Raw genomic sequence first — 24,704 nt, forward strand, 5'->3', positions numbered from 1 at the left:
CGCGGCAGAATGCGGTGCGCCGCCCACTCCTGCTGGGGAAAACCACAGGGTGAGCGATGAGTTTCCGCCCGGGCCCGGGTCTTCCCCTGCGACGGCAACGAACTGGAGGGCCTCGAATGAGCACGCCACTGGACAAGGACTTCACCGCACCCCTGCTCAAGAGCGAGGCGAAGGGCGGCTGGACCTACGTGAAGATGCCGGGGTCGGCCGAGTTCTTCGGCACCAGGGGACTGGTCAAGATCCGGGGGACCATCGACGGGGAGCCGTTCGAGAGCTCCTTCATGGCCCTCGGGGACGGCACGCACAAGCTCCCGGTCAAGGCGGACCTGCGTCGGCGGATCGGCAAGGAGGAGGGCGACACCGTCACGGTGCACCTGTCCGAGCGCCTCGCCTAGGCGGGGTCGTCGAGGCCGCGCGCGGTGAGGGCCTCGCCGAGCAGGTCGGCGTACCGCAGCACGCCGACGACCAGGGGCACCGCGAAGGCCCGCACGTCCCAGCGCACCCCACGGGCCCGCTGCGCCTCGCGGACCCGGGCGGCCAGGTCGGCGATGATCGGCACGCTCCGCAGCGTCAGGGACAGCACCAGGGAGAGCCGGAAGGGGTCCACCCCCAGCCGGCGCAGCGGCCCGAACAGCCGCTCCAGCCCGGCCAGCAGCGCCGAGGTGCTGGTGGTCAGCGTGACCAGCCCGGCCAGCAGGACGGCCAGCACGATCCGCGAGACCGAGGTGAGCGCGGTGGGCAGGTCGGCGATCAGGACCTGCGTGCCGAACAGCACCAGCGCGAACCAGCGCAGCGGCCGCACCTGCGCCCACGCCGCCCGCGGCCCCTGCCGGGCCAGGGCGTAGCAGGCCACGACCACGGCCAAGCCCGCGAGCGGGTGCACGAGGATGACCGCGCAGCCGGCGGTCAGACCGAGCAGCTTGGCCCAGACCGGCAGCCGGTGCACCACGGTGCCGGTGGAGCCGGCGGCGGCAACCGCGGTCATGTCATCAGCTCGCGGTAGCGCTTCAGCGCGGTGCGCGGCTCGTCGTCGGCGACGATCCGGCCGTCGTCGAGCACCAGCACCCGGTCGAAGTCCTCCAGCAGCGCCAGGTCGTGGCTGACCACGAGGAGCTGCTGAGGCAACTCCCGCAACACCTGGGCGATCCTGCGCGAGTGCCGCAGGTCGAGCAGGGTGGTCGGCTCGTCCATGACCAGGATGTTCGGTTCGAGGACCAGCACCGAGCACAGCGCGAGGAGCTGCTTCTGGCCGCCGGAGAGGTGGTGCGCGGGATGCTCGGCGTGACCGGCCAGCCCGTACTCCGCCAGCACCGCCCGCACCCGGCGGTCGAGCTCGGCGGCGGGCAGCTTGGCGCGGCGCAGGGAGAAGGCGACGTCCTCGGCGACGGTGGGCATGACGATCTGCGCGTCCGGATCGGCGAAGACGAAACCGACGCGGCGCCGGATCTTGGCGGCGGCCTTGGCGGTGTCCTCGCCCAGGACGGTGACCCGGCCCGAGGTGGGCAGGGCCAGGCCGTTGACCAGCCGGGCGAGGGTGCTCTTGCCGGAGCCGTTCGCGCCGACGACGCCGATGCGGCGCTCGGTGAGCGTGGCGGTGACGCCCTTGAGCACCTCGCGCTCGCCGAGCCGTACCCGGACCTCGCTCAGCTCGATCACTCACACCACCTCGAACAGCGCGGCGATCCCCATGCCGCCGCCCACCGCAGCCGTGGCCAGGCCCAGCGTGCCCGGCGCAGCCCCCGAGCGTACAAGGCGGCTGAACAACCTGGTGACGGCGACCGCGCCGCTGGCTCCCCACGGGTGGCCCAGCGCCAGGGCGCCGCCGCCGGTGCAGACCTGGCCGGGGTCGAGCTCCAGGGCGTCGGTCACGGCCAGCACCTGGGCGGCGAAGGCCTCCACGATCTCGACCGCGGCGAGGTCGGCGACGCCGAGGCCGGTCCGGTCCAGCAGCCGCCGTACGGCAGGCACCGGGCCCCAGCCGGGCAGCGCCGGGTCGCAGCCGACCACGGCCCCCGCGAGCAGCGCCAGCCCCGGCCGCCCGGCGCGCGCCGTCTCGGGGACCATGGCCACGGCCGCGGCTCCGTCGCTGATCGGCGAGGAGTTGCCGGCCGTCACCGTCCCGCCGGGCACGAACGCCCCCGGCAACCTGGCCAGCGACGCGGCACGCAGCACGCGCGGCCGCTGGTCGCGACTCAGCAGCGGCTCGCCGTCTCCGGGTGGATCCGGGTGGAGCGGGACGAGCTCGGCGGTGAAGTCGGTGGCAAGCGCGCGCTCGTGACTGCGGCGGGCGTAGTCGTCCTGGCGCTCGCGGCTGATCCCGCGTGCCTGGGCGAGTGCCTCGGCGGCCGGGCCCATGTCCGGGTCGGGGAAGCCCTCCGGCGCGAACGGGGCCCGTGGGTAGGGCGTGTCCGAGCCGCGGCGGAACCGGGCCGGAGCCGTGGAGGCGCTCTCCACCCCGCCGGCCAGCACCAGCCCGGCCTCACCGGCCCGGATCGCCTGCCCGGCCTGGAGGATCGCGGCCAGGCCGCTGCCGCACTGCCGGTCGACCGTGGCCCCCGGCACCTCCTCGCCGAGGCCGGCGGCCAGGGCGGAGACCCGGGCGAGGTTTCCGCCCGGGCCCATGCAGTTGCCCAGGATCACGTCGTCCACCGGCAGGCCGTAGGGCGCGCACTCCTCGGCGAGCACGCGCAGCACGGGGGCGGCCAGGTGGTGGGCGTCGAGGTCGCGGTAGGCGTGCCCGGCGGTCCCGATGGGCGTGCGCCGGGCCGCCACGACGACGGGCCGGGTCATGCCAGCTTCCGCAACGCCGGGTCGCCGGTGGCGGCCAGCGCGCTCACCTGGCCCCGGGCCGGCTTGCCCGCCGGGGTGCGGGGGAGGGCGGGCATGGCGTACCAGAGGCGGGGCCGCTGGGCCGGGTCGAGCCCGGCGCGGGCGACGGCCTCCAGCTCGTCCCGTGCGGGCCGGCCTTCGACCACGGCGGTGACCACGGAGCCCAGCACCGGGTGCGGCGAGCCGACCACGACCACGTCGCGCACGCCGGGCGCCTCGCGCAGGACCGCCTCGACGTCCTCGGGCACCACGGTCGCGCCGCCGGTCTGGATCGCGCCGTCCCCCCGGCCCCGCACCCGCAACACCCCGCCGCCCGCCCGGCCGTCCGTGCGGCCGCCCGCCCCGCTCTCCGCTCCGTCGTCCGCGCGGTCGCCCGCCCCGCTGTCCGCCCGGCTGTCCGCCGGCCCGTCGTCCGGCCCGTCGTACGGCTCGGCGACGTCGCCGACGGACATCCAGCCGCGCTCGTCCACCCGCAGCGGCCCCGCCCCGTCGGCCAGGTAACCCTCCGACAACCACGGCGAACGCGCCCACACCTCGCCCAGCGGTCGCCCCCGCACCTCGATGTCCACCTCGGGAAAGGCCCGCAGCCCGCTCCCGTCGACGTCGACCGCGACGAAGGACAGCTCGGTGGCCCCGTAGTAGGCGAGCACCCGCAGCCCGGCGCGTTCGGCGGCGGCCCGGCTGCCGGCCGGCAGGGAGGCCCCGCCGACCAGCACGGTACGGAGCGGGCCGCCCGGCCTGGCCTCCAGGAGCGCGGGCAGCGCGTGCGGGACGAGGTGCGCCACGGTGGCCTCACGCAGGTGCCCGGCGAGCGCGGCGGGCTGCCAGCGGCCGGGCACCAGGGCGGCCGCCCCGGCGGCGAGCGCGTGCACGGCGGCGAAGCCGTACAGGCTGGAGACCAGGGGCCCGGGGACCAGGACGGTGTCGGCGGAGGTCACCCCGGCCAGGCGGTCCACGTGCGGGAAGGACCCGGACCACGAGGCCCGCGTGCGGACGACGGCACGGGGGCGGCCGGTGCTGCCCGAGCTGAAGCAGGCCCAGACCCGGTCGTCCGGGGCCGGGCGGGGGACGATCGGCGCGCCGGGGGTCTCGGCGAGCGGGGCGTCGAGCCGGCCGTCCACCGGGACGGCCTCCAGGATCCGCTCCCGCCGCGCGGCGTCCCACGACGGGTCGCACAGCAGCGGGGTCACCCCGGCCAGGTCCGCGGCCAGCGCCGCCACCAGCACCTCGACCGGGTCGGCCAGCGTCACCGCCAGCACCTTCGAACCGCCCAGGGAGCCGCGCCGGTCCCGCGTCGCCAGCAGGGTGCGGGCGGCGCCCTGGACCCGCGCCGCCAGCTCGCCGTAGCTGAGCGACCCCGACGGCCCGCGCAGGGCGAGCGCGTGGGGCCGGGCCGCGGCGTGCCGGAGGACCTGCGGGGCGACGGGCATCAGCGGTCCCTGCCCGGCGCCGCCGCCGGGTATGCGCGCCGTACGCCGTGGGCCACGAAGGCGGCGACCACGGCCTTGAGCAGGTCGCCGGGCAGGAAGGCGGAGCTGAGCAGCGCGGCCTTGCCCAGCGGCAGCCCGGCGACGAGCGCCTGGGCCGGGATGCCGAACAGGTAGACGACCCCGATCCCGCCCGCCGCACAGGCCAGGATCAACCGCGCGATCCCGGGCGCCTTCCCGCCGCGTTCGACGATCCAGCCGGTGACGAAGGCGCCGGGGATCCAGCCGAGCAGGAAGCCCACGGAGGGCCCGGCGAAGACGCCGAGCCCGCCCCGCCCGCCGGCCAGCAACGGCAGGCCGGCCGCGACCAGCAGGACCAGGACCAGAACGGCCAGCGCGCCCCGGCGGCTGCCGAGGATCGCGCCGGCCAGCATGACGCCGAGCGTCTGGAAGGTGAGGGGCACGGCGTTGCCGAAGAGGTTCAGCGAGCCGGGCAACCCGAGGGCGGCGATGAGCGCGGCGAAAGCGGCGACCCTGGCCAGGGTCGCCGCTCCGAGGGTGTTCTGCTTCTCAGTCACGGATCCGATTGCACCCTAGGCGAGGCCGGAAGGTGGTGGAGGTATCCGACAAACTTGCTCACGCCGCTCTGGCCAGTTCCTCTTGCTCGCGGGGCCGGGTCGGCCGGGCGAGCAGCCGCGGGCGCGGCAGGAACCGGGCCAGCACGGCGATCGCGAGGCCGAGCACGACGGCCAGGCCGAGCGCGGTGTGCAGCGAGGTGGCGTCGGACAGGAAGCCGATGACGACCGGGCCGAGCAGCAGCCCGGAGTAGCCCATGGCGCCCGCCTGGGCGATGGCCGGGCCGGGGTTGTCGGTGGCGTTGCCGGCCAGGGACAACGTCATCGGGGCGATGGTCGCCACGCCCATGCCGACGAAGAACATCGCCGAGACCGCGACGAGCGGGGTGCCCGCGGTGAGCACCAGGGTGAAGAACGCCGCCGTGGCCAGGCCGGACACGGTCATCAGGCCCTTGACGCCGAAGCGGGTGCGCAGCCGGTCGCCGGTGACCCGGGCCAGCAGCATGCCGGCCTCGAAGACCGGGTAGCCCAGCGCGGCGACGGCCTCGGGGGCGCCGAGGGTGTCGCGCATGAACAGGCCGTTCCAGTCGGCGACGGTGCCCTCGACCATGAAGGCGAAGAACATGATCACGCCGAGCAGGTAGACGACCGGCGGCATGCGGCGCCGGGCGGCCCGCTCGCCCGCCTCGGCGGCGGTGGGCTTGCCGGGCAGGTAGGTGCGGCCGATCAGCACGATGAGCGGGAGCGAGACCAGCGCGACGATCGCCAGGTTGGCGGTCATCGACAGGCCGAGGGCGATGGAGAGCGAGCCGATCAGGCCGGCCGCCATCGCGCCGACGCACCAGCCGGCGTGCATGCCGTTCATCAGCGGCCTGCCGTACGCCTGCTCGACCGTGGAGCCCTGCGCGTTCATGGCCACGTCGACGATGCCGAAGGCCATGCCGAAGACGGCCGCGGCGGCGATCAGGATCGGCAGGTTGGGGGCGAAGGCGAGGCCGAGCATGGCCAGCGCGGTCAGCGGACCGCCGACGCGCAGGACCGCCTTGCTCCCGGCGCGGGCCATGATCCCGCGCATGGACTGCATGGTGATCAGCGCGCCCAGGCCCCAGGCGAGCAGGATCCCGCCCACCGCCGAGTCCGACAGGCCGAGCTTGTCGGTCATCGCGGGGATGCGCACGGTCATCGTGCCCACCATCAAGCCGGCCAGGACAAAGGTGAGGATCGCCCCATAGCGGGCGGTCCTCAGGGCGCGCGTCATCACGAACTCCTAGAGGTGTCTTGCGAAAGGAAGGTTTTACGAAGCGAGCAGGCCGAGCAGGCGCTGCTCCAGCGCCACGAGCTCGGGCTCCGGATACATCGCCGGGTCGTGCGAGGCGACGTCCCAGAGCCCCTCGCAGGCCAGCCGGACCACCTGCGCGGTGATCGGGTCGGGCTCGGACTCCAGGCCCTCGCAGTGCCAGCGGGCCATGGCCTCGCGCAGCGGCGCGAGCAGGTAGAGGTTGCCCGAGGCGCCGGTGACCACGGCCCAGCGTCGCAGCCGGCCGGTGCGGATCGCGGCCATGGTGGCGGCCAGGTAGCGCTGGGTGTAGGTGTCACCGGGCTGCGCCGCCATGAGCTGGTCGAAATCGTCGATCAGCCGCTCGGCCATCGCCTTGATCAGGGCTTCTTTGGTTTTGAAGTGGTAGAGCAGGCCGCCCTTGCTCACGCCGGCGCGGTCGGCGACGGCGGCCAGGGTCAGCGCGTCCGAGCCCTGGTCGCAGAGGAGGGCCTCCGCGGCATCCAGCAACTCGTCTCTACGCATATCTCTACTGTACCGTCCGGACGGTACAGTAGCAAACGAGATACGCTGATCCGGTGACCGCATACCTTGATCACGCGGCGACCACGCCGATGTTGCCCGAGGCGATCGAGGCGATGACCGAGCAGCTCGGCCAGGTCGGCAACGCCTCCTCCCTGCACGCGGCCGGCCGGCATGCCCGCCGCGTCGTCGAGGAGTCGCGCGAGAGCATCGCCGAGGCGCTGGGCGCCCGGCCGAGCGAGGTCGTCTTCACCGGCGGCGGCACCGAGGCCGACAATCTGGCCGTGAAGGGCCTGTTCTGGGCACGAGCCCCGCGCCGGCGCGTCCTCATCAGCTCGGTCGAGCACCACGCCGTCCTCGACCCGGCCCGCTGGCTGGCCGACCACCAGGGCGCCGACCTGGAACTGCTCGACGTCGACGAGCAGGGCCGGGTGCATCCCGACACGCTGCGCGCCGCCATCGAACGCGACCCCGGCAGCGTGGCGATGGTCAGCGTCATGTGGGCCAACAACGAGGTCGGCACGATCCAGCCGGTCCACGTGCTGGGCGCCATCGCCCACGATCGCGGCATCCCGTTCCACACCGACGCCGTCCAGGCGCTCGGCCAGCTCCCGGTCGACTTCGCCCGCTCCGGCGCCGACGCGCTCACCCTCACCGGCCACAAGATCGGCGGGCCGCTCGGCGTCGGCGCGCTGCTGCTGTCGCGCAAGCTCACCCCGCTGCCGGTCATCCACGGCGGCGGCCAGGAGCGCGACGTGCGCTCGGGCACCCTCGACACCCCGGCCATCGCCGGGCTCGCCGCCGCCGTCCGGGTGGCCGTGCGCACTCAGGAGGAGCAGTTCGCCCAGCTCACCGCGCTGCGCGACGACCTGATCACCCGCGTACGGCAGGCCGTCCCCGGCGTCGTCCTGAACGGCGACCCCGACAACCGGCTGCCCGGCAACGCGCACTTCTCCTTCCCCGGCTGCGAGGGGGACGCGCTGCTGATGCTGCTCGACGCCAAGGGCGTGGAGTGCTCGACCGGCTCGGCCTGCTCGGCGGGGGTGGCGCAGCCGTCGCACGTGCTGCTCGCGATGGGGGCGGACTCGTTGCGGGCCCGGGGATCGTTGCGCTTCAGCCTGGGCCACACCTCGACGCAGGCGGACGTGGACCGGCTGATCGAGGTGCTGCCCGCGGTCGTCGAACGTGCCCGCCGCGCGGGCATCAGCTAGCCGCCGTCCCGCGGGTTCAGTTCGGAAGCGGCGGGTTCAGCTCAGGAACGGGGAGACCGCGATCCAGCCCGGGTCGTGGTCGACCTCCACCTTGGCGCCGCCTTCCTTCCACCGCCCCGCCAGCTCCCGCGCCAGCTCCGCCGCACCACCGGCGGGGTCGGCGTACAGGTGCGCCACCCGCAGCCCGTCCGCGCTCACGTGCGCGGCCAGCACGGCGTCGCCGCCCTTGGCGAGCTGCTTGGCGAGCTTGTCGTCGAACTCGCGCAGCGCCCGCTCGGAGGCCCCGGCCGGCAGCCCCTTCTCGTCGCGGTGCGTGTACGGCAGGGTGATCTCGATGTGCTGGTCGAAGAGCGGGTGGTCGACCGGCCGCAGCGGATAGCGGGCGGTGGCGACCAGCGCCGCCCCGCCGGCGGCCTGCCCCTCCAACATCACCCACTGCTCCTCGGCCCACTCGCCGGCCACGTCCGCCACCACCGCGGGCAGGTGCACCGCGGCGACGGCGTCGATCGGCTGGAAGGTGGCCGGGGTGATCTCGCCCACCCACCGGGCCACCTCGTCCTCGCCGAGCAGCCAGTCGAGGGCCAGCAGGGTGGCCTCCATCCGGGCGTCGGCGTCGAGGTCGGCGAAGAGCGGGTGGTAGGCCGAGATGTCCACCCGCGGCGTGCCGTGCGGCACCCGCAGCCCGAACATGAGCTGGTCGAAGGCGAAGTCGGCGCCGCCCACCTCGACGGTGAGTTCCATCACCCGCGGGTTGGCCTGCCGCGAGGGGAAGAACTCCCACATGAAGTCGCCCTGCGGCGCGGAGGCGGCCCAGCGGTGCGCCAGCGAGCGCAGCTCCGGATCGCCCGCGGCGGTGATCACCAGGGACTGCACCGCGTTGCGTCCCGGCCCGATCTCGGCCACCAGCCCCGGGTCGAGCGCCGCCACGGCGGGCGCCAGCAGCTCGGTGGCCCCCTGGGTGTCGCCCGCGGCGAGCAGGGTGTCGAGCTGGGGCCTGAGCTGGTCCCAGGTCACCCAGAACTCCGCGATGCGCTCACCGGACAGGCCCTCGGGCTCCTGCCCCTCATCGTCCTTGCGCCCGAACAGTCGCATACCGAAGTAGCCTAGTGGGGTTATGAGGCTTCGCGTGCTTGCCGCCATGTCGGGCGGCGTCGACTCCGCCGTGGCCGCCGCCAGGATCGCCGAGGCGGGCCACGACGTCACCGGTGTGCATCTGGCGTTGTCGGCCAATCCGCAATCACACCGCACCGGCGCCCGGGGCTGTTGCACGATCGAGGACTCGCGCGACGCCCGCCGGGCCGCCGACGTCATCGGCATCCCGTTCTACATCTGGGACATGGCCGAGCGCTTCCAGCGCGACGTGATCGAGGACTTCGTCGCCGAGTACGCCGCGGGCCGCACGCCCAACCCGTGCCTGCGCTGCAACGAGAAGATCAAGTTCGAGGCCGTGCTCGACCGGGCGCTGGCCCTGGGCTTCGACGCGGTCGCCACCGGCCACCACGCCAGGCTGGCCGACGGCGTGCTCAGCCGGAGCCCCGACCAGGCCAAGGACCAGTCCTACGTGCTCGGCGTGCTCACCCGCGAGCAACTGGCCCACGCCATCTTCCCGCTCGGCGACTCCACCAAGGCCGAGGTGCGCGAGGAGGCCGCCCGGCGCGGCCTGACCGTGGCCGACAAGCCGGACAGCCACGACATCTGCTTCATCGCCGACGGCGACACCCGCGGCTTCCTGGCCGAGCGGCTCGGCAGCGCCGAGGGCGCAATCGTCGACGAGGACGGCACCGTCCTCGGCAAGCACGAGGGCGCCTACGCCTACACCGTCGGCCAGCGCAAGGGTCTCCACCTCAACCGGCCCGCCGCCGACGGCCGCCCCCGCTACGTGCTGTCCATCGAGCCGGTCTCCAACACCGTGACCGTGGGGCCGCGCTCGTCGCTGGAGGTCACCACCATCACCGCGACCCGCCGGATCTGGAACGGCCCGGAGATCCGCGAGGGGCTCAGCGTGCAGTTGCGGGCCCACGGCGAGGTGTACGGCTGCCGCGTCGTCGACGGCGGCGACGAACTGGTCATCGAGCTCGACTCGCCGGCCAGGGGAGTGGCCGCCGGGCAGGCGGCCGTCCTCTACAGCGGCGACGTGGTGGTCGGCTCGGCCACCATCGCTAGCTCAGCGTGACCGACTCGCCGGTGGCCAGGCGGCGGATGTCGGTGCCCTGCCGCTCGGCCTCCATCCTCAGCCAGTTGTCCACCAGCCCGAGGCCCGTGTCGTTGTAGAGCGCGTCGTGGGTGGAGTAGGCGCGGGCCGGCTTCACCTCGCGCAGGTAGCCGATGGTCTCGGCCAGCCGCAGCCAGGGCGCTCCGGTCGGCGCCAGCAGCGTGCCGACGCTCGCCTCGGGCACGGTGAAGGCGTCGCCGGGGTAGAAGACCTCCTCCTCCACCAGGAAGCCGACGTTGTCCACGGCCGGCACGTCGGGGTGGTTGGCGGCGTGCCACTCGCCGAACACCCGTACGCCGAAGCCCGCGGCGTCGAAGGCGTCGCCGTGCCGTACGGTGTGGACGCGGGCGGCCAGGTCGGCGGCGGCCTCGGCCGCCACTCCCGCGCAGGTGTAGACCTCGGCGGTGGCCGGAAGGGTGAGCAGCTTCTCCCGGTCTGCGTGGTCGAAGTGACTGTGGGTGATCAGGACTACGTCGGCGCCGTCGAGCGCGGCGGCCTCGCTGAGCGTGCCCGGGTCGATGACCAGGACCTTGCCGTCCTTCTCGAGGCGGACGCAGGCGTGGCTGAACTTGGTGAGCTTCACCTTCCCGAGGATAATCCCGCCACATATGGAGAAGTTAGCGAGGCTTGTCGCGTTCGCTGTGCTCAGCGTGGTGATCGCCGCGGTCTACTTCGGGCTCGGCGCGCTCTCGGTGGACGGCCTGCTCGCCGCGCTGGTCGCCGGGGCGATCTTCCACCCGCTCCGGCTGCGGCTGCAGGACCTCGCCGACCGCCTCCTGCGGGTCGAACGCGACCCCTACCGGCTCGTCGACCGGCTGGCCCAGGGCGTGCAGCGGGCCGGCGACCCCGGCGAGGCCCTGGCCGCCGGCGCCTCCACCGTACGGCAGGCGCTCCGGGCCGGCGGCGTGGCCGTGGAGGTCGCCGGGACGACCACGCTCACCGACGGCGAACTCGGCGCCGATCGCTTCGAGACGGCCCTGGTCTGGCACGGCCGCCCGGTCGGGCGGCTGGTGGTCTCCGCCGAGTCGCCCGACCCGGCGCTGATGGAGATGCTCGCCCGCCACCTCGCCGAGGTGGCGCATGCCGTACAGCTCACCGGAGACCTGCGGCAGGCCCGCGAACGGCTCCTGGCCACCCGCGAGGAGGAACGCGCCCGGCTGATGAGCGTGCTGCGCGACGGCCTGGGCGCGACCCTCGTCTCGCTGCGCGAGCAGCTCAGGAACACGCCGGGGGCCGACGGCCTGGCCCGGGCGCGCGAGCGGCTCGCCGAGGCCGTCGCCGAGGTGCGCGACCTGGTCTACGGGCTGCACGCGAGCACCCCTGGGCTGGAGGACGAGCGCCGGCCCGCGCACCGGGCCGACCCCGAGCCCTGGCGGCCGGTGTCGCCGCGCCGCCGGCTGGTGGTGACGCTCGCCTGGGCCGGCGGGGTGCTGTCGCCGGCGGCCGTGCTGGCGTCGGTCTGGCTGGCGGCGGACAGCGACTACTCCGGCTGGCTGCAGCCGATCGACCCGATCGGGATGCTCTACCCGCTGGCCGGCGCCTTCCTGATCCACTACCGGCCGCGGCTGCTGGTGCCCTGGCTGCTCTGGGGCACCGGCGTGTCCTGGGCGCTGTACGAGTACTGCCACCTGCTGGCGCACTGGCTCTACAAGGTCGACCCGGGCAACCCGCTCTTCGTCCCGGCCGCCTGGGTGTCGATCTGGCTGTGGATGGTGCCGCTCAGCATCATGTCCGGCTATCTCCCGCTGTTCTTCCCCGACGCCCGGCTGCCCAGCCGCCGGTGGCGGCCGCTGGTGGTGGCGGTGACCGTGCTGTTCGTCGGGCACTCCACGCTGATGGCGGTGATGCCCGATCCGGAGCCGGAGATCGGGCTCCCGCTGGACAACCCGCTCGGCATCGAGGCGCTCGGCGAGCTGCCGTGGCTGGTCGAGACGTACATCGGCTGGGTCATGGTCCCGGTCTTCACGCTCTCCGTCGTCTCCCTGATCTTCCGCTACCGCTCCGCCGGCACCCGGGTGCAGCGGCAGATCGCCTGGTACATCGGCTCCATGGCGGTGTACATGGCCTGGTGGATCCTGCGCCTGCCGCTCGGCGAGGACATGGACCACCCGGCCGTGGTCGCCGTCCAGATGACGCTCAGCGGCGGCATCCCGCTGGCGATCGTCGCCGCCGTCCTCCGGCGCGGGTTCTACGGGATCCGCATCGTGGTCAACCGGACCCTCGTCTACGTCACGCTGGCCGCGCTGCTCGGATTCGGCTACCTGGTGCTCATCTGGGCCGGCAACCAGCTCGCCGAGGGCTTCGGGCCGCTGGCCGGGCTGGTCGCGGCGATGGCGGTGGCCGTGCTCTTCCACCCGGTACGGCTCCGCCTGCAAGGGTCGGTGGACCGCCTCATGGACGTCGAGCGCGACCCCTACCGGGCCGTGGACCGGCTCAGCCGTACCGTCCAGGAGGCGGGCGACCCCGCCGAGGCGCTGGCCAGCGCGACCGCGGTGCTGCGCTGGGCGCTCGGCGCGCGCGGCGCGGGCGTCGAGGTGGACGGCGAGCTGTTCGTCGACGGCGCGCTGGGCGACCGGCCGCGCACGGTCGAGCTGTCCTGGCACGGCGAGCCGGTCGGCCGCCTGCTGCTGTCCGGACCCCGGCAGTACGGCCAGCAGCTCCAGGTGCTGGCCAGGCACCTGGCCGAGCTGGCCCACGCGGTACGGCTGGCCGAGGACCTCCGGCGCTCGCGCGAGCGCATCCGGGCCACCCGCGAGCAGGAACGCCGCCGGCTGGCCCGCGAGCTGCACGACGGGCTCGGGCCGGTGCTGACCGGCGTCATCCTCACCCTCGACGCGGCGCGCCGCGACCCGGACCAGGCGGCCGGCCTGCTCGCCCGGGTGGACGCCGACCTGGGCACGACCGTCGTGTCGGTGCGCGAGCTGGTCGCCGGGCTGCGGCCGGCCGTCCTGGACGACCTCGGGCTGGCCGGGGCGCTGCGGGAGGCGGCCTCGTTGCCCGGGGTCCGGGTGGAGCTGGAGGTGGAGCCGGGGGCGATCCCGCCGCCGGTGGAGCTGGCGGCCTACCGGATCGTGCTGGAGGCGCTGACCAACGTGCGGCGGCACGCCCGGGCCGGGTGGGCCTGCGCGCGGGTGCTGCGGGAGGGGGCGGCGTTGCGGGTGGAGGTGCTCGACGACGGGATCGGGCTGGCGGAGGGCGTGACGGCCGGGGTGGGGCTCACCTCGATGCACGAGCGGGCGGCCGAGGTGGGCGGGACCTGCCACGTCGCCGCCCGGCCCGGCGGCGGCACGTCGGTGGCGGCTTTCCTCCCCCTCCAGGCGGAGTCCGGCGCGGAGGCCGGCGCGGAGTCCGGCGCGGAGGCCGGCGTGGAGGCCGGCTCGGCGGGTGGGCCGGCGTCCGGGGCGTTGCAGGCGGAGGCGGGTTCCGCGGCGGGGCCGCTCTAGGCTGGGGGCATGTTCTCTTCCACCGGCGTGGGCTCGCATCCCGGCACCGACCACCTGGAGGCGGCCCGGGTCGTCTTCGGCGAGGCGCCCGGCCTGCCGTACCTGCCCGAACTGCCCGCCCGCGGCGTCGGCGCGGACCTGATCGGCCGCACCGCCGCCCTGCTGGTGGACCTGCCGGCGGAAGTGCAGCCGTCCGGCTGGCGGCTGACCGGCCGCCCCGGACGCGACCACCGGCGGGCCGCCGACCACCTCGCCCGCGACCTCGACGGGCTGGAGGAGGTCGGCCACGCCTACGAGGGGCCGCTGAAACTCCAGGTCGCCGGCCCCTGGACGCTGGCCGCCGCGATCGAGCTGCCGCACGGCGACAAGATCCTCGCCGACGCGGGAGCCGTACGCGACCTGGTGGCCTCCCTGGCCCAGGGCGTGAGCGAGCACGTCGCCACGGTCCGGCGGCGGCTGCCCGGGGTGACCGAGATCGTGCTCCAGCTCGACGAGCCCTCGCTGCCCGGCGTGCTGGCCGGCACCGTGCCCACCGCCTCCGGTTTCGGACGGCTGGCCGCGGTCGAGCCGTGGGCGGCCACCCAGGCGCTGCAGTCCTTCGACGCGCCGCTCGTGCACTGCTGCGCGCCCGAGGTCCCGGTCGATCTGCTGCGTACGGCAGGCGCGCGCGGCATCTCCCTGGACCTGACGCTCCTGCGGCGGCGCGACGAGGAGGCGCTCGGCGAGGCGGTCGAGGCCGGTCTGACGCTCTTCCTCGGCGTGGTGCCCGGCACCGACACCCGGCTCCCCGGCCCCGCGGCCATCGCCCGGCCGGCGCTGGAGCTGTGGCGGCGGCTCGGCTTCGATCCCGCGCAGGTGGCCTCCCAGGTCGTCCTCACCCCGTCCTGCGGGCTGGCCGGAGCCTCCCCGGCGTACGCGCGCAAGGCCCTGGAGGCCGTCCGGGCGGCGGCCAAGGTGCTGGTGGACGACCCGGCCGCCGAGCTCAACGGGCAGCACGGAGGTTAAAGCCGTGGTCGTGGCCGGGGGATTGGGCGGTGAACCCGGCGGGGCTCGGAGATAGTTTTCTCCTATGAGTAGCGAGGTCTCCGGCGTCCCGGTCGACGCGATGAAGCGCCATGCCGAGCTCAGCGATCAGGTGGAGGACGCGCGCTGGCGGTACTACGTGCTCGACCAGCCGACGGTGAGCGACGCGCAGTTCGACGCGTGGTTCAACGAGCTGCTGGCCCTGGAGCGGGCCCATCCGTCGCTGGCCACCCCCGACTCGCCCACCCAGAAGGTGGGCGCGCCGGTCTCGGGCGACTTCGCCAAGGTCGAGCACCTGGCCCGGATGGAGTCGCTGGACAACGCCTTCGACGCCGAGGGCATGGCCGCCTGGATCGGGCGCGCCGAGCGGCTGGCCGAGGGGGATGCCGGGCCGTACCTGTGCGAGCTCAAGATCGACGGGCTGGCCGTGGCGCTGGTCTACCGCGACGGCCGGCTCGAACGCGGCGCCACGCGCGGCGACGGGGTCACCGGTGACGACGTCACGCCGAACGTCCGCACCATCCACGGCATCCCGCACCGCCTCACCGGCGACGACGTGCCCAGCCTGGTCGAGATCCGCGGCGAGGTCTACATCCCGGTCGAGAGCTTCAAGCAGCTCAACGAGCAGCTCGTCGGCGAGGGCAAGCCGCCCTTCGCCAACCCGCGCAACGCCGCCGCCGGTACCCTGCGGCAGAAGGACCCGCGGATCACCGCCCAGCGTCCGCTGCGCATGCTGGTCCACGGCATCGGCGTCTGGCAGGGCTCCGCCGCGCCGCCGCAGCGTCAGTCGGAGGTCTACGACCTGCTGCGCTCCTGGGGGCTGCCGGTCAGCGACCTCTACCAGGTGGTGCCCGGCCTCGACGAGATCAACTCCTACATCAGGCACTACGAGGAGCACCGGCACGACCCGGCCTACGAGATCGACGGCGTCGTCGTCAAGGTCGACCGCTTCCAGGTGCAGCGCGAGCTCGGCTCCACCTCGCGGGCTCCACGCTGGGCCATCGCGTTCAAGTACCCGCCCGAGGAGGTCAACACCAAGCTCCTCGACATCCAGGTCGGCGTCGGCCGCACCGGACGGGTCACCCCCTTCGCCGTCATGGAGCCCGTCGTCGTCGCCGGCTCCACCGTCGAGCGCGCCACCCTCCACAACGCCGCCATCGTGGTCAAGAAGGGCGTGCTCATCGGGGACACCGTCGTCCTGCGCAAGGCCGGCGACGTCATCCCCGAGATCGTCGGCCCGGTCGCCGCGTTGCGCGACGGCAGCGAGCGCGAGTTCGTCATGCCCACCCACTGCCCCGAGTGCGGCACCGAGCTGGCCTACGAGAAGGAGGGCGACGCCGACCTGCGCTGCCCCAACGCCCGCGCGTGCCCGGCCCAGATCCGTGAGCGCGTCTACTTCGCCTCCGGCCGCTACGCCCTCGACATCGACGGCCTCGGCTACGTCGCCGCCACCGCGCTGACCCAGCCCGTCCCGCCGCAGGAACCCGCCGTCCGCACCGAGGCCGACCTGTTCGACCTCACCCTCGACAAGATCACACCCATCCGCTCGGTCGTCCGGGACCAGGAGAGCGGGCTGCCCAAGCCCGACCCCAAGACCGGCGAGCCCAAGGTCGTCTCCCTCTTCGCCAACCTCGGCGGCGGGCCCTCGCAGCTCGCGCTCAAGCTCATGGACGAGCTGGAGCGGGCCAAGCAGGTCGACCTCTGGCGGGTCCTCGTCGCCCTCTCCATCCGGCACATCGGCCCGCCCACCGCCCGGGCCCTGGCCAACGCCATGCGCGACATCGACACGATCATGAACGCCTCCGAGGCCGAACTCGCCGCCGTCGAAGGCATCGGCCCCCGCGTCGCGGCCACCATCCGCGAGTGGTTCGAGGTCGACTGGCACCGGGAGATCATCACCCGCTGGAAGGCCGCCGGCGTCCGCATGGCCGACGCCCCCGCGCCCGAGAAGGGTCCCCAGACCTTGGAGGGGCTCACCTTCGTCGTCACCGGCTCCCTGACCGACTTCACCCGCGACTCCGCCGCCGAAGCCCTCACCAGCCGTGGCGGCAAGGTCTCCTCTTCGGTGTCCAAGAAGACGTCCTTCCTGGTGATGGGGGAGAACGCCGGCTCCAAGTACGACAAGGCCGTCTCCCTCGGCGTGCCCATCCTGGACGAGGCGGGCTTCCACATCCTCCTCACCCAGGGCCCCGACGCCGCCACCCAAGCCGCCGTCACCGACCAACCCTGACGTGGTTCCACCCATCGCCTTTTGACGGCTCCCCGTCGCCCTGGGGCCCGCCCTCCTTCGGGCCCCGAGGTGGCTGCCTGGGTCAGGCGTCGCCGAGCACCTCGTCCAGCTCGGTGGCCGTCGCGGCCCGGGTCAGCCAGACCTTGAGCTGATCGACCTCCTTGCAGGCCATCACGGTGGCGCACTGCTCCTCGCCGAGGACGAACCCGCGCACCTCCAGCAGGGTGAGCACCGACTCCGCGAGACCCTCGGCCTTGCCTTCCTCCTTTCCTTCGGCCTTGCCCTTGGCGCGGCCTTGGGCTTCCCAGCGGCGGGTGAACTCGTTGTCGATGAGCTCGAACGTCACTGCCATCTGCTTCTCCAGTTCCTCTCGGATGGGCCCCGGCAGGCAGGCTGCCAGGTATGAGTAGTACAGCGGCCCCCTCTCATCACTCATGGTGACAAGAGTTCGCGCCACCGCGAGGGAGTCCTCGAGATTCGGCCGGGCGACGGCGGCGAGGGTGGCCATTTCGGGGGAGGCGAGCACGTCCTCGGCCTCCACCATGTGCAGCAGCCGCTCCGGCCCGACGACCACGGGGCGGAGGATCAGGCAGGAGTGGTCGGGCTGGAAAGCCTGGTCGTAACCTGCGGCGACGGCGGGTTCCGGGCAGATGACGACGAGGATGACCGGCTGCTCCCGCCGCCCCATGAGGGTGCCAACGTAGGAGCACCACCGCCACCACTTGGCCGCGTCGTACTTGAGCTGCACCTCGACGATCACGTACAGCCGGCGGCCGTCGCCCTGGGGGATCGAGACCGAGGTGACCGAGTCGGCGGCCCGTTCGGTGGGCTGGATCGAGTTGAGCTCGATCGTCTCGACCCGGACGTCGCCGTACTCCGAGGTGTCCACCCCGAGCGCGACGGCGAGCAGTTCGAGGACGAAAGTCGGCCGCCGATGGATCATGTCGAGGGGGATCTCGTGCCGGACACCTGGCGACATGGCACACCTCCTTCCTTTCTGTGGTGGATCATTTACTGACGGTGGTCAAATTTAGCCGATCGCGAGTTCGATTACTGAGCGTTCGCTCGAAAAGAAAAGCGCATACGAAATCCGCAGTTGCGCACACTGTTCCGCATGCGTACAGTGTGCGCAAGACGAGCACGACGTTCACGACTTCCCGAAAGGTCCCCCATGAACCCCCGTGATCCCCGCCGCTGGCTGATCCTGATCGTGTTGTGCCTGAGCACCCTGGTCCTGGTGATCGACAACATGGTGCTGACGGTCGCCATCCCGCCCCTGGCCGCCGATCTCGGGGCGGATGCGCAGGACGTCCAATGGATCATCGACTCCTACATCCTGGTCTTCGCCGGCCTCCTGCTGACCGCGGGCAGCCTCTCCGACCGGTACGGCAGGCGAAAGGTGATGGTGATCGGCCTGGTGCTGTTCGGTCTGTCCTCCCTGGCCGCCACCTACGCCGCCTCCCCGGAGATGCTGATCGCCGCCAGAGCGGTGATGGGCATCGGCGGCGCGTTGATCATGCCGAGCACGCTCTCGATCCTGATCACCGTCTTCGACGAGCAGGAGCGCCGGAAGGCGATGGGCGCCTGGAGCGCGGTGGCGACGGTGGGCTTCGTCGGCGGCCCGGTGCTGGGCGGCGCGCTGATCGGGTGGTTCTGGTGGGGCGCGGTGTTCCTGATCAACGTCCCGGTCACCGTCCTGGCCGTGATCGCCGCGCTGGTGCTGATGCCGGAGTCCAAGGGCCCGCAGGTCAAGGCCGACCCGCTGGGCGCGGTGCTGTCAGCGGTGGGCATGACCGCGCTGGTCTGGACGATCATCGAGCTGCCGCACGGCCTGTCGGTGCCCGCGCTCGCCCTGGCCGTGGCCGCGCTGGCGGGGTTCGTGGTGTGGGAGCTGCGCACGCCGTACCCGATGGTGCCCCTGCGCCTGTTCCGCGACCGCACCTTCAGCGGCGCGAGCTTCTCCCTGACGCTGGTGCAGATCGGCAACGGCGGGCTGCTGCTGGTGCTGACCCAGTTCCTGCAGTACGTGCTCGGCTACAGCGCCACCCAGGCCGGCCTGGCGTTCATCCCGATGGCGGTGGCCTCGCTGCTGTTCAACGGGCTCGGCGCGACGCTGGGCGCGCGGGTCGGCAACCGGGCGATGATCGCCACCGGCCTGGTCGTGTCCGCCGTGGGATTCGGGCTGATGGCCTCGCTCTCGGCCGACGCCGGGTTCGTGCTGCCGGCCATCGCGCTGTTCGTGCTGGGCGCGGGCGGCGGCCTGGCGATGCCGTCGGCGATCGCCGCGCTGATGGGCACCGTCCCGCAAGAGCACGCCGGGGTCGGCTCGGCGCTCAACGACACCATCCAGCAGGCCGGCGCGGCCCTGGGCGTCGCGGTGCTGGGCAGCCTGCTGGCGAGCAACTACGCCGCCGCGCTCCCGGTTGAGGCTCCCGAGCAGGCCAGGCGCTCGATCGGCGACGCGATCGCCCTGGGCGACCCCGGCCTCGCGCAGGCCGCCCGGGAGGCCTTCACCTCCGGGATGTCCGGCGCGTTCGTGATCAGCGCGGTCGCCGTGCTGGCCGCGGCGGTCCTGGCCGTCGTGGTCATCCGCGACCGCAGGCCCGCCCCGGCTGACCAGCCGGAAAACCGGTTGGCGGCGCACGAGACGGCCTGAATAATGCCCGGGTGTTCACTGATGACGAGGCGGCCGAGCTCTACGACCGGCTGAACCCCTGGGACCCCGCCGCCTGGCCGAGCGACGCCTTCTACGACGCCCTGGTGGCCGCCGCCGACTCCGTTCTGGACGTCGGCTGCGGCACCGGGGCGATGTTGCGTCTGGCCCGGGCCGGCGGGCACACCGGCCGCCTGGTGGGGATCGACCCGGACGCCTCGGCCCTGGCCCGGGCGCGGAGCCGTACGGACATCGAATGGGTGCACGGGGTGGCCGCGGACGTGCGGTGGGACGCGGAGTTCGCCCTGGCCACCATGGTCAGCCACGCCTTCCAGTGCCTGGTGACCGACGCGGAGGTGCGCGCCTCGCTCGCCGCCGTGCGGCGGGCGTTGCGGCCCGGCGGCGTGTTCGCCTTCGAGACCCGCCACCCGCAGGCCCGGGCCTGGGAGTCCTGGAACCCGGAGAACGGCTCGGAGGTGGTCGACGGCCGGGGCCGCAAGCTCTGGGTCGAGCACCGGGTGGAACAGGTGGCCGGCGACGTGGTGACCTTCACCGAGACGACCAGCGTGGAGGGCGAGGTGGCCCGGGTCGACCGCACCAGCCTGCGCTTCATGGACGTGGCCACGCTCAACGGCTTCCTGACCGAGGCCGGGTTCGAGATCGAGGCGCAGTACGGCGACTGGCGGCGCGGCCCGATCACCGAGGAGAGCCGCGAGATCGTCACGCTGGCCAGGCGGCCCTGACGAACGCCGCAAACCCTGCCTCATCCGCCCCACCACTCCCAATCCTTCGTAGAAAGTGACGGAACGTACGCGACTGGTTTCGCGAAGTGGAGCAAAGGCCGTACCCTCCCATAGTGACCGCTTGGGGGTTCTGCTTCCGATGACCGACCCGAACGACACCCGCGACACCGGACCGCGCGTGGGCTCGCCGCTGTGGGCCTACCTTGTCGCGGTCTCCGTGATCGGCCTGACGGCCCTGGTCGTGGCGCAGCTCCGGCTGGGCCCGCAGGAGCTGGCGCTGGTGAGCGGGCTGCCCCTGTTCTGGGTGCTGGGCGTGCTGGTGCTGCTCGGCGAGTTGCGCCCGGTGATGCTCTCCTCGCAGGCGCCGGTCGGCGGCACGTATCCCTCGACGATGTTCACCTTCGCGGCGCTGCTGCACTTCGGCCTGCCCGTGGCGGTGCTCATGCAGGCCGTGGGGGTGGTGGTCAACGGGATCGCGGTACGCAAGGCGTGGCATCGGGTGATCTTCAACATCGCGCAGGCGACGCTGGCGCTGACCGCGGCCGCGGTGGTGCTGGGGGTGTTCGGGATCGTGCCGACGCCGGTGGCCACCTGGGCGCCGACCGGCGCGGACCTGCCGGCGATAGCGCTGGCGGGCGTGGCCTACTTCGTGGTCCGTGCGCTGCTGGTCTCGGGCGCGGTGGCGCTGCACGAGCGGCGCTCGATCACCCGCGTGCTCAAGGCCACGATGGGCCCGCAGGCGCTGGTGTACGCCGGGCTGCTCGGCCTCGCACCGCTCGTGGTGATCGTGATGGAGGACTCGCCGGGCCTGGTGCCGCTCTTCGTGGCGCCCCTGGTCGCGGTCTACTTCACCGCCACGCTGTCCATGCGCCGCGACCACCAGGCCATGCACGACGAGCTCACCGGCCTGCCCAACCGCAAGCTGCTCAGCGTCGCCACCGAGGAGGCGCTGGCCGAGGCGCGCGTGGGGGAGAAGGTCGGCTTCTTCCTGATGGACCTGCACGGGCTCAAGCAGGTCAACGACACCCTGGGCCACCCCGTGGGCGACCGGCTGCTGCAGCTCATGGCCCACCGGCTCACCCACACCGTACGGCCGGGCGACGTCGTCGCGCGGCTCGGCGGCGACGAGTTCGCGGTGCTGCTGCCGAAGGTGCGTGACGTGCAGGCCGCCCGCGAGGTCGCCGCGCGGCTGCGGGTGGCGTTGACCGAGTCGGTGCGCCTGGAGGGCATGTCGTTCGACCTCGACGGCTCGGTGGGCATCGCGCTCTACCCCGACCACGCCCCCGACTTCGAGCTGCTGCTGCAGCGCGCCGACGTGGCCATGTACCAGGCCAAGGAGGCCCGCACCGGGGTCGAGCTCTACCAGGCCGACAAGGACCGCAACTCTCCGGAACGCCTCGGCCTCTTCGGCGACCTGCGCCGCGCCCTCGACAACCGGCAGCTCCGCCTGCACTACCAGCCCAAGATCGGGCTGGAGGACGGCTCGGTCGTCGGCATGGAGGCGCTGCTGCGCTGGCGGCACCCGACCCGCGGCTCGATCCCGCCCTCGGAGTTCGTGCCGCTGGCCGAGCAGTCCTATCTGATGCGGCAGCTCACCGAGTACGTGATCGAGGGCGCGCTGGAGCAGGCCGCCCGCTGGTGGCACACCGGCCTGCGGGTGCAGGTCGCGGTCAACGTCTCGGCCCGCGACCTGCTCGACTCGGCGCTGCCCGAGCAACTGGAGCTGGGCCTGGCGCGCTACCGGCTCCCGCCGGAGGCGATCCAGCTCGAGGTCACCGAGCGGGTGCTGACCGGGGAGCAGGCGCACGACACCATCAAGGCGCTGGCCACGCTGGGCGTCCCGCTCTCGCTCGACGACTTCGGCACCGGCTACTCCTCGCTCATCCGGCTGCAGCGCCTGGCGGTGTCCGAGGTCAAGATCGACGCCTCGTTCGTCAGCCGGATCGTCGACTCCCAGGACGACGAGCGCATCGTGCGCTCCATCGTCGACCTCGTCCGCTCGCTCGGGCTGCGCTCGGTGGCCGAGGGCGTGGAGAGCGAGGCGGTGGCCGAGCGGCTGGTCGAGATGGGCTGCGACATGGGCCAGGGCTGGCTGTTCAGCCAGCCGATGCCGGCCGCGGCGGCCACCGTGTGGTTGCGCGAGCACGCCATCGCCCGCGCCGGCGTGGAGACCCCGGTCTGAAGGGTCACTCCTCCAGGAAGGCCGCCGGGTAGACCGCGGGGCCGGCGAGGTCGGTGTACGTGATCGCCTGGAAGGCCTCGGCCGGCCAGCCGTACGCCTGGGTGATCCGGTGGTCGGCGGTGAAGCCGAAACGGCCGTAGTAGCCAGGGTCGCCGAGGACCACGACGCCGGGCACGCCGAGTGCCTCCGCGCGGGCGAGCCCCGCCCTGACCAGCGCGCCGCCGACGCCCCTGCCCTGCACCCCGGGCTGTACGGCGAGCGGCGCGAGCGCGAGCGCCCGCCGGTCGCCGACCGGCAGCCAGGTGAACAGGACATGCCCCACGATGCGCCCGTCCAGCTCGGCCACGAGCGAGAAGGCGGTGTCGTCCGCCAGGCGGCCCACCAGGTCGGCCTCCGCGGTGCGGCCGAAGGCGTCGGCCTCGACCTGCCACACCGCCGCCCGGTCCTCGGGCCGCTCGTCCCTGATGTCCGGCTGGTAAACGGTTCGGTCGCTCTCCGTCATGCCCCCTAGGATGACAGGTGACCGTGTGACCGAGCTTGCCGAGGTCACGACAAATCGCTGCCCAACCACGAAACGGGTTCACCGACTCATGTCCGCCATAACCCGCGACGAGGTCGCCCACCTGGCCAAACTGTCCAGATTGGCGCTCACGGACGACGAACTCGACCACTACGCCACCCAGCTCGATGTGATCATCGGGTCGGTCGCGAAGGTGGCCGAGGTCGCCGCCGAGGACGTGCCTCCGTCGTCGCACGCGCTCCCGCTGACCAACGTCTTCCGTGCCGACGAGGTGCGACAGTCCCTGACGCCTCAGCAGGCCCTGGCCAACGCGCCGGCCGTAGAGGACGACAGGTTCAAGGTGCCGCGGATCCTCGGGGAGGAGGAATGAGCTTGATCCACAAGACCGCAGCCGAGCTCGGCGCCCTGGTCGCCGCGGGCGAGGTCTCCGCCGAGGAGATCGCCGCCGCGCACCTCGACCGCATCGAGGCGACCGAGCCGAAGGTCAACGCGTTCCTGCACGTCGACCGCGAGGTCACCCTGGAGCAGGCCCGCCAGGTCGACGCCCGCATCCGCGCCGGCGAGAAGCTCGGCCCGCTGGCCGGGGTGCCGATCGCGCACAAGGACATCTTCGCCACGCGCGACATGCCCACCACCGCCGCCTCCAAGATCCTCGAAGGGTGGCGCCCGCCGTACGACGCGACCGTGACGGCGCGGCTGCGCGCGGCGGGGCTCGTCATCCTGGGCAAGACCAACCTCGACGAGTTCGCCATGGGCTCCTCGACGGAGAACTCCGCCTACGGCGTGACCCGCAACCCGTGGGATCTGTCGCGCATCCCGGGCGGCTCCTCCGGCGGCTCCAGCGCGGCCGTGGCGGCCTACCAGGCGCCGCTGTCCACCGGCACCGACACCGGCGGCTCGATCCGGCAGCCCGCCGCGGTCACCGGCATCGTGGGCATGAAGCCGACCTACGGCGGTTCGTCCCGCTACGGCCTGATCGCCTTCGCCTCCTCGCTGGACACGCCCGGCCCGTTCGCGCGCAACGTCCACGACGCGGCGCTGCTGCACGAGGCCTTCTCCGGCTACGACCCGATGGACTCCACCTCGATCGACGCCCCGGTGCCGTCGGTGGTGGCCGCCACCCAGCAGGCCGACGTCTCCGGCATGCGGATCGGCGTGGTCAAGGAGTTCGGCGGCGAGGGCTACCAGCCGGGCGTGCTGGCCCGCTTCAACGAGGCGGTCAAGCTCCTGGAGTCGCTCGGCGCCGAGATCGTCGAGGTCTCCTGCCCGACCTTCGGCACCGCGCTGCCGGCCTACTACCTGATCGCGCCCTCCGAGTGCTCCTCGAACCTCGCCCGGTTCGACGCCATGCGGTACGGCCTGCGCGTCGGGGACGACGGCACGCGCAGCGCCGAGGAGGTCATGGCGCTCACCCGCGCGGCCGGGTTCGGCCCCGAGGTCAAGCGCCGGATCATGCTCGGCACCTACGCGCTGTCGAGCGGCTACTACGACGCCTACTACGGCCAGGCGCAGAAGGTCCGCACGCTCATCGCGCGCGACTTCGAGAACGCCTACCAGCGGGTGGACGTGCTCATCTCGCCGACCACGCCGACCACGGCGTTCGCGATCGGCGAGCGGGCCGACGACCCGATGGCGATGTACCTCGCCGACCTGTGCACCATCCCGTCCAACCTGGCGGGCAACGCGGCCATCTCCGTGCCGTGCGGCCTGGCCGACGAGGACAACCTGCCGGTCGGCCTGCAGATCATGGCCCCGGTGCTGGGCGACGACCGCTGCTACCGCGTCGGCGCGGCCCTGGAGAAGGCTTTCGAGGCCCGCTGGGGCGGTCCGCTGCTGAAGGAGGCTCCCGCACTGTGAG

22 protein-coding genes are annotated in these 24,704 nt (G+C 73.3%); 11 read left to right on the plus strand and 11 right to left on the minus strand.

Translation table 11 applies throughout. The features are described 5' to 3' along the window. Positions 1-116: 116 nt before the first annotated feature. Positions 117-395, plus strand: coding sequence for a DUF1905 domain-containing protein (locus ACIBG7_RS23530; protein WP_357926524.1), 279 nt, complete (start codon positions 117-119; stop codon positions 393-395). Here the strand turns inward: ACIBG7_RS23530 and ACIBG7_RS23535 are convergent. Genes ACIBG7_RS23535 through ACIBG7_RS23565 form a run of 7 tightly spaced genes read right to left on the minus strand, consistent with a single transcriptional unit; the run spans position 392 to position 6,632 of the window. Continuing rightward, positions 392-985, minus strand: a complete 594-nt coding sequence (locus ACIBG7_RS23535; protein ID WP_397337591.1) for an energy-coupling factor transporter transmembrane component T family protein — start codon at positions 983-985, stop codon at positions 392-394. The two genes, ACIBG7_RS23530 and ACIBG7_RS23535, sit on opposite strands and share 4 nt — an antisense overlap. Further along, complete coding sequence (locus ACIBG7_RS23540; protein ID WP_397337592.1) at positions 982-1,656, minus strand: energy-coupling factor ABC transporter ATP-binding protein; 675 nt, start codon at positions 1,654-1,656, stop codon at positions 982-984. Before ACIBG7_RS23540 ends, ACIBG7_RS23535 begins: the two co-directional genes overlap by 4 nt. Then, entirely contained in the window at positions 1,657-2,790 is a 1,134-nt protein-coding gene (locus ACIBG7_RS23545) for a thiolase family protein (protein ID WP_397337593.1), read from the minus strand. Continuing rightward, the gene (locus ACIBG7_RS23550) at positions 2,787-4,259 is read right to left on the minus strand and encodes an AMP-binding protein (RefSeq protein WP_397337594.1); all 1,473 of its coding nucleotides are present in this window, start codon (positions 4,257-4,259) and stop codon (positions 2,787-2,789) included. The genes ACIBG7_RS23545 and ACIBG7_RS23550 overlap by 4 nt, the downstream gene beginning before the upstream one ends. Further along, positions 4,259-4,834 carry a biotin transporter BioY gene (locus ACIBG7_RS23555; protein WP_397337595.1) on the minus strand — a complete coding sequence of 192 codons (576 nt, stop codon included), beginning with the start codon at positions 4,832-4,834 and terminating at the stop codon, positions 4,259-4,261. The genes ACIBG7_RS23550 and ACIBG7_RS23555 overlap by 1 nt, the downstream gene beginning before the upstream one ends. Positions 4,835-4,892: 58 nt before the next feature. After that, entirely contained in the window at positions 4,893-6,089 is a 1,197-nt protein-coding gene (locus ACIBG7_RS23560) for an MFS transporter (protein WP_357926510.1), read from the minus strand. A 36-nt stretch (positions 6,090-6,125) separates the two neighbouring features. Next, positions 6,126-6,632 (minus strand): TetR/AcrR family transcriptional regulator, encoded by a 507-nt coding sequence (locus ACIBG7_RS23565; protein ID WP_357926507.1) that lies wholly within the window; start codon positions 6,630-6,632, stop codon positions 6,126-6,128. A 53-nt stretch (positions 6,633-6,685) separates the two neighbouring features. Between ACIBG7_RS23565 and ACIBG7_RS23570 the strand changes: the two genes are divergently transcribed. Further along, positions 6,686-7,840: a cysteine desulfurase family protein gene (locus ACIBG7_RS23570; protein ID WP_397337596.1), complete on the plus strand. Its 1,155-nt coding sequence runs from the start codon at positions 6,686-6,688 to the stop codon at positions 7,838-7,840. A 36-nt stretch (positions 7,841-7,876) separates the two neighbouring features. Here the strand turns inward: ACIBG7_RS23570 and ACIBG7_RS23575 are convergent, their stop codons facing one another. Next, positions 7,877-8,932, minus strand: a complete 1,056-nt coding sequence (locus tag ACIBG7_RS23575; protein ID WP_357926501.1) for a DUF695 domain-containing protein — start codon at positions 8,930-8,932, stop codon at positions 7,877-7,879. 22 nt (positions 8,933-8,954) lie between these two features. On the opposite strand from ACIBG7_RS23575, the gene mnmA reads away from it, so the two are divergent. Continuing rightward, positions 8,955-10,013, plus strand: coding sequence for a tRNA 2-thiouridine(34) synthase MnmA (gene mnmA / locus ACIBG7_RS23580; protein WP_397337597.1), 1,059 nt, complete (start codon positions 8,955-8,957; stop codon positions 10,011-10,013). Here mnmA and ACIBG7_RS23585 read toward each other — a convergent pair. Further along, positions 10,000-10,635, minus strand: a complete 636-nt coding sequence (locus tag ACIBG7_RS23585) for an MBL fold metallo-hydrolase (RefSeq protein ID WP_357926497.1) — start codon at positions 10,633-10,635, stop codon at positions 10,000-10,002. The genes mnmA and ACIBG7_RS23585 overlap by 14 nt on opposite strands. A 25-nt stretch (positions 10,636-10,660) precedes the next feature. On the opposite strand from ACIBG7_RS23585, the gene ACIBG7_RS23590 reads away from it, so the two are divergent. From ACIBG7_RS23590 to ligA, 3 genes are all read left to right on the plus strand, one after another. Continuing rightward, complete coding sequence (locus tag ACIBG7_RS23590) at positions 10,661-13,495, plus strand: histidine kinase (RefSeq protein WP_397337598.1); 2,835 nt, start codon at positions 10,661-10,663, stop codon at positions 13,493-13,495. A gap of 9 nt (positions 13,496-13,504) precedes the next feature. After that, a complete protein-coding gene (locus ACIBG7_RS23595) occupies positions 13,505-14,500 on the plus strand; it encodes a methionine synthase (protein WP_397337599.1) in 996 nt (331 codons plus the stop codon). Positions 14,501-14,564: 64 nt separating this feature from the next. Further along, the gene (ligA, locus tag ACIBG7_RS23600; protein ID WP_397337600.1) at positions 14,565-16,748 is read left to right on the plus strand and encodes an NAD-dependent DNA ligase LigA; all 2,184 of its coding nucleotides are present in this window, start codon (positions 14,565-14,567) and stop codon (positions 16,746-16,748) included. A gap of 82 nt (positions 16,749-16,830) precedes the next feature. Here the strand turns inward: ligA and ACIBG7_RS23605 are convergent, their stop codons facing one another. Further along, a complete protein-coding gene (locus ACIBG7_RS23605; RefSeq protein WP_397337601.1) occupies positions 16,831-17,727 on the minus strand; it encodes a hypothetical protein in 897 nt (298 codons plus the stop codon). 192 nt (positions 17,728-17,919) lie between these two features. On the opposite strand from ACIBG7_RS23605, the gene ACIBG7_RS23610 reads away from it, so the two are divergent. The 3 genes from ACIBG7_RS23610 to ACIBG7_RS23620 all read left to right on the plus strand — a co-directional run bounded on the left by ACIBG7_RS23610 (position 17,920) and on the right by ACIBG7_RS23620 (position 22,326). Then, the gene (locus tag ACIBG7_RS23610; RefSeq protein WP_397337602.1) at positions 17,920-19,404 is read left to right on the plus strand and encodes an MFS transporter; all 1,485 of its coding nucleotides are present in this window, start codon (positions 17,920-17,922) and stop codon (positions 19,402-19,404) included. An 11-nt stretch (positions 19,405-19,415) separates the two neighbouring features. Further along, the gene (locus tag ACIBG7_RS23615) at positions 19,416-20,144 is read left to right on the plus strand and encodes a class I SAM-dependent methyltransferase (RefSeq protein ID WP_397337603.1); all 729 of its coding nucleotides are present in this window, start codon (positions 19,416-19,418) and stop codon (positions 20,142-20,144) included. A 139-nt stretch (positions 20,145-20,283) separates the two neighbouring features. Beyond that, entirely contained in the window at positions 20,284-22,326 is a 2,043-nt protein-coding gene (locus ACIBG7_RS23620) for an EAL domain-containing protein (RefSeq protein WP_357927009.1), read from the plus strand. Between the two features lie 4 nt (positions 22,327-22,330). On the opposite strand, the gene ACIBG7_RS23625 is transcribed toward ACIBG7_RS23620, so the two are convergent. Then, complete coding sequence (locus tag ACIBG7_RS23625) at positions 22,331-22,828, minus strand: N-acetyltransferase (protein WP_357926482.1); 498 nt, start codon at positions 22,826-22,828, stop codon at positions 22,331-22,333. Between the two features lie 88 nt (positions 22,829-22,916). On the opposite strand from ACIBG7_RS23625, the gene gatC reads away from it, so the two are divergent. Both gatC and gatA read left to right on the plus strand, forming a co-directional pair. Further along, complete coding sequence (gatC, locus tag ACIBG7_RS23630) at positions 22,917-23,216, plus strand: Asp-tRNA(Asn)/Glu-tRNA(Gln) amidotransferase subunit GatC (RefSeq protein ID WP_357926479.1); 300 nt, start codon at positions 22,917-22,919, stop codon at positions 23,214-23,216. Further along, the gene (gene gatA / locus ACIBG7_RS23635; RefSeq protein ID WP_357926477.1) at positions 23,213-24,703 is read left to right on the plus strand and encodes an Asp-tRNA(Asn)/Glu-tRNA(Gln) amidotransferase subunit GatA; all 1,491 of its coding nucleotides are present in this window, start codon (positions 23,213-23,215) and stop codon (positions 24,701-24,703) included. Before gatC ends, gatA begins: the two co-directional genes overlap by 4 nt. Position 24,704: the final 1 nt, after the last annotated feature.

It is taken from the genome of Nonomuraea sp. NPDC050328 (assembly GCF_044459405.1).
Taxonomy (GTDB): domain Bacteria; phylum Actinomycetota; class Actinomycetes; order Streptosporangiales; family Streptosporangiaceae; genus Nonomuraea.

Excerpts from the sequence above, each read along its gene's own strand:
- ACIBG7_RS23560 (WP_357926510.1), bottom strand. The coding sequence starts at position 6,089 with ATGACGCGCGCCCTGAGGACCGCCCGCTATGGGGCGATCCTCACCTTT.
- ACIBG7_RS23625 (WP_357926482.1), bottom strand. The coding sequence starts at position 22,828 with ATGACGGAGAGCGACCGAACCGTTTACCAGCCGGACATCAGGGACGAG.
- ACIBG7_RS23565 (WP_357926507.1), bottom strand. The coding sequence starts at position 6,632 with ATGCGTAGAGACGAGTTGCTGGATGCCGCGGAGGCCCTCCTCTGCGAC.
- ACIBG7_RS23530 (WP_357926524.1), top strand. The coding sequence starts at position 117 with ATGAGCACGCCACTGGACAAGGACTTCACCGCACCCCTGCTCAAGAGC.
- ACIBG7_RS23575 (WP_357926501.1), bottom strand. The coding sequence starts at position 8,932 with ATGCGACTGTTCGGGCGCAAGGACGATGAGGGGCAGGAGCCCGAGGGC.
- ACIBG7_RS23545 (WP_397337593.1), bottom strand. The coding sequence starts at position 2,790 with ATGACCCGGCCCGTCGTCGTGGCGGCCCGGCGCACGCCCATCGGGACC.
- ACIBG7_RS23590 (WP_397337598.1), top strand. The coding sequence starts at position 10,661 with ATGGAGAAGTTAGCGAGGCTTGTCGCGTTCGCTGTGCTCAGCGTGGTG.
- ACIBG7_RS23605 (WP_397337601.1), bottom strand. The coding sequence starts at position 17,727 with ATGTCGCCAGGTGTCCGGCACGAGATCCCCCTCGACATGATCCATCGG.
- gatA (WP_357926477.1), top strand. The coding sequence starts at position 23,213 with ATGAGCTTGATCCACAAGACCGCAGCCGAGCTCGGCGCCCTGGTCGCC.
- ACIBG7_RS23610 (WP_397337602.1), top strand. The coding sequence starts at position 17,920 with ATGAACCCCCGTGATCCCCGCCGCTGGCTGATCCTGATCGTGTTGTGC.
- ACIBG7_RS23535 (WP_397337591.1), bottom strand. The coding sequence starts at position 985 with ATGACCGCGGTTGCCGCCGCCGGCTCCACCGGCACCGTGGTGCACCGG.
- ligA (WP_397337600.1), top strand. The coding sequence starts at position 14,565 with ATGAGTAGCGAGGTCTCCGGCGTCCCGGTCGACGCGATGAAGCGCCAT.
- ACIBG7_RS23550 (WP_397337594.1), bottom strand. The coding sequence starts at position 4,259 with ATGCCCGTCGCCCCGCAGGTCCTCCGGCACGCCGCGGCCCGGCCCCAC.
- ACIBG7_RS23595 (WP_397337599.1), top strand. The coding sequence starts at position 13,505 with ATGTTCTCTTCCACCGGCGTGGGCTCGCATCCCGGCACCGACCACCTG.
- ACIBG7_RS23620 (WP_357927009.1), top strand. The coding sequence starts at position 20,284 with ATGACCGACCCGAACGACACCCGCGACACCGGACCGCGCGTGGGCTCG.
- gatC (WP_357926479.1), top strand. The coding sequence starts at position 22,917 with ATGTCCGCCATAACCCGCGACGAGGTCGCCCACCTGGCCAAACTGTCC.
- mnmA (WP_397337597.1), top strand. The coding sequence starts at position 8,955 with ATGAGGCTTCGCGTGCTTGCCGCCATGTCGGGCGGCGTCGACTCCGCC.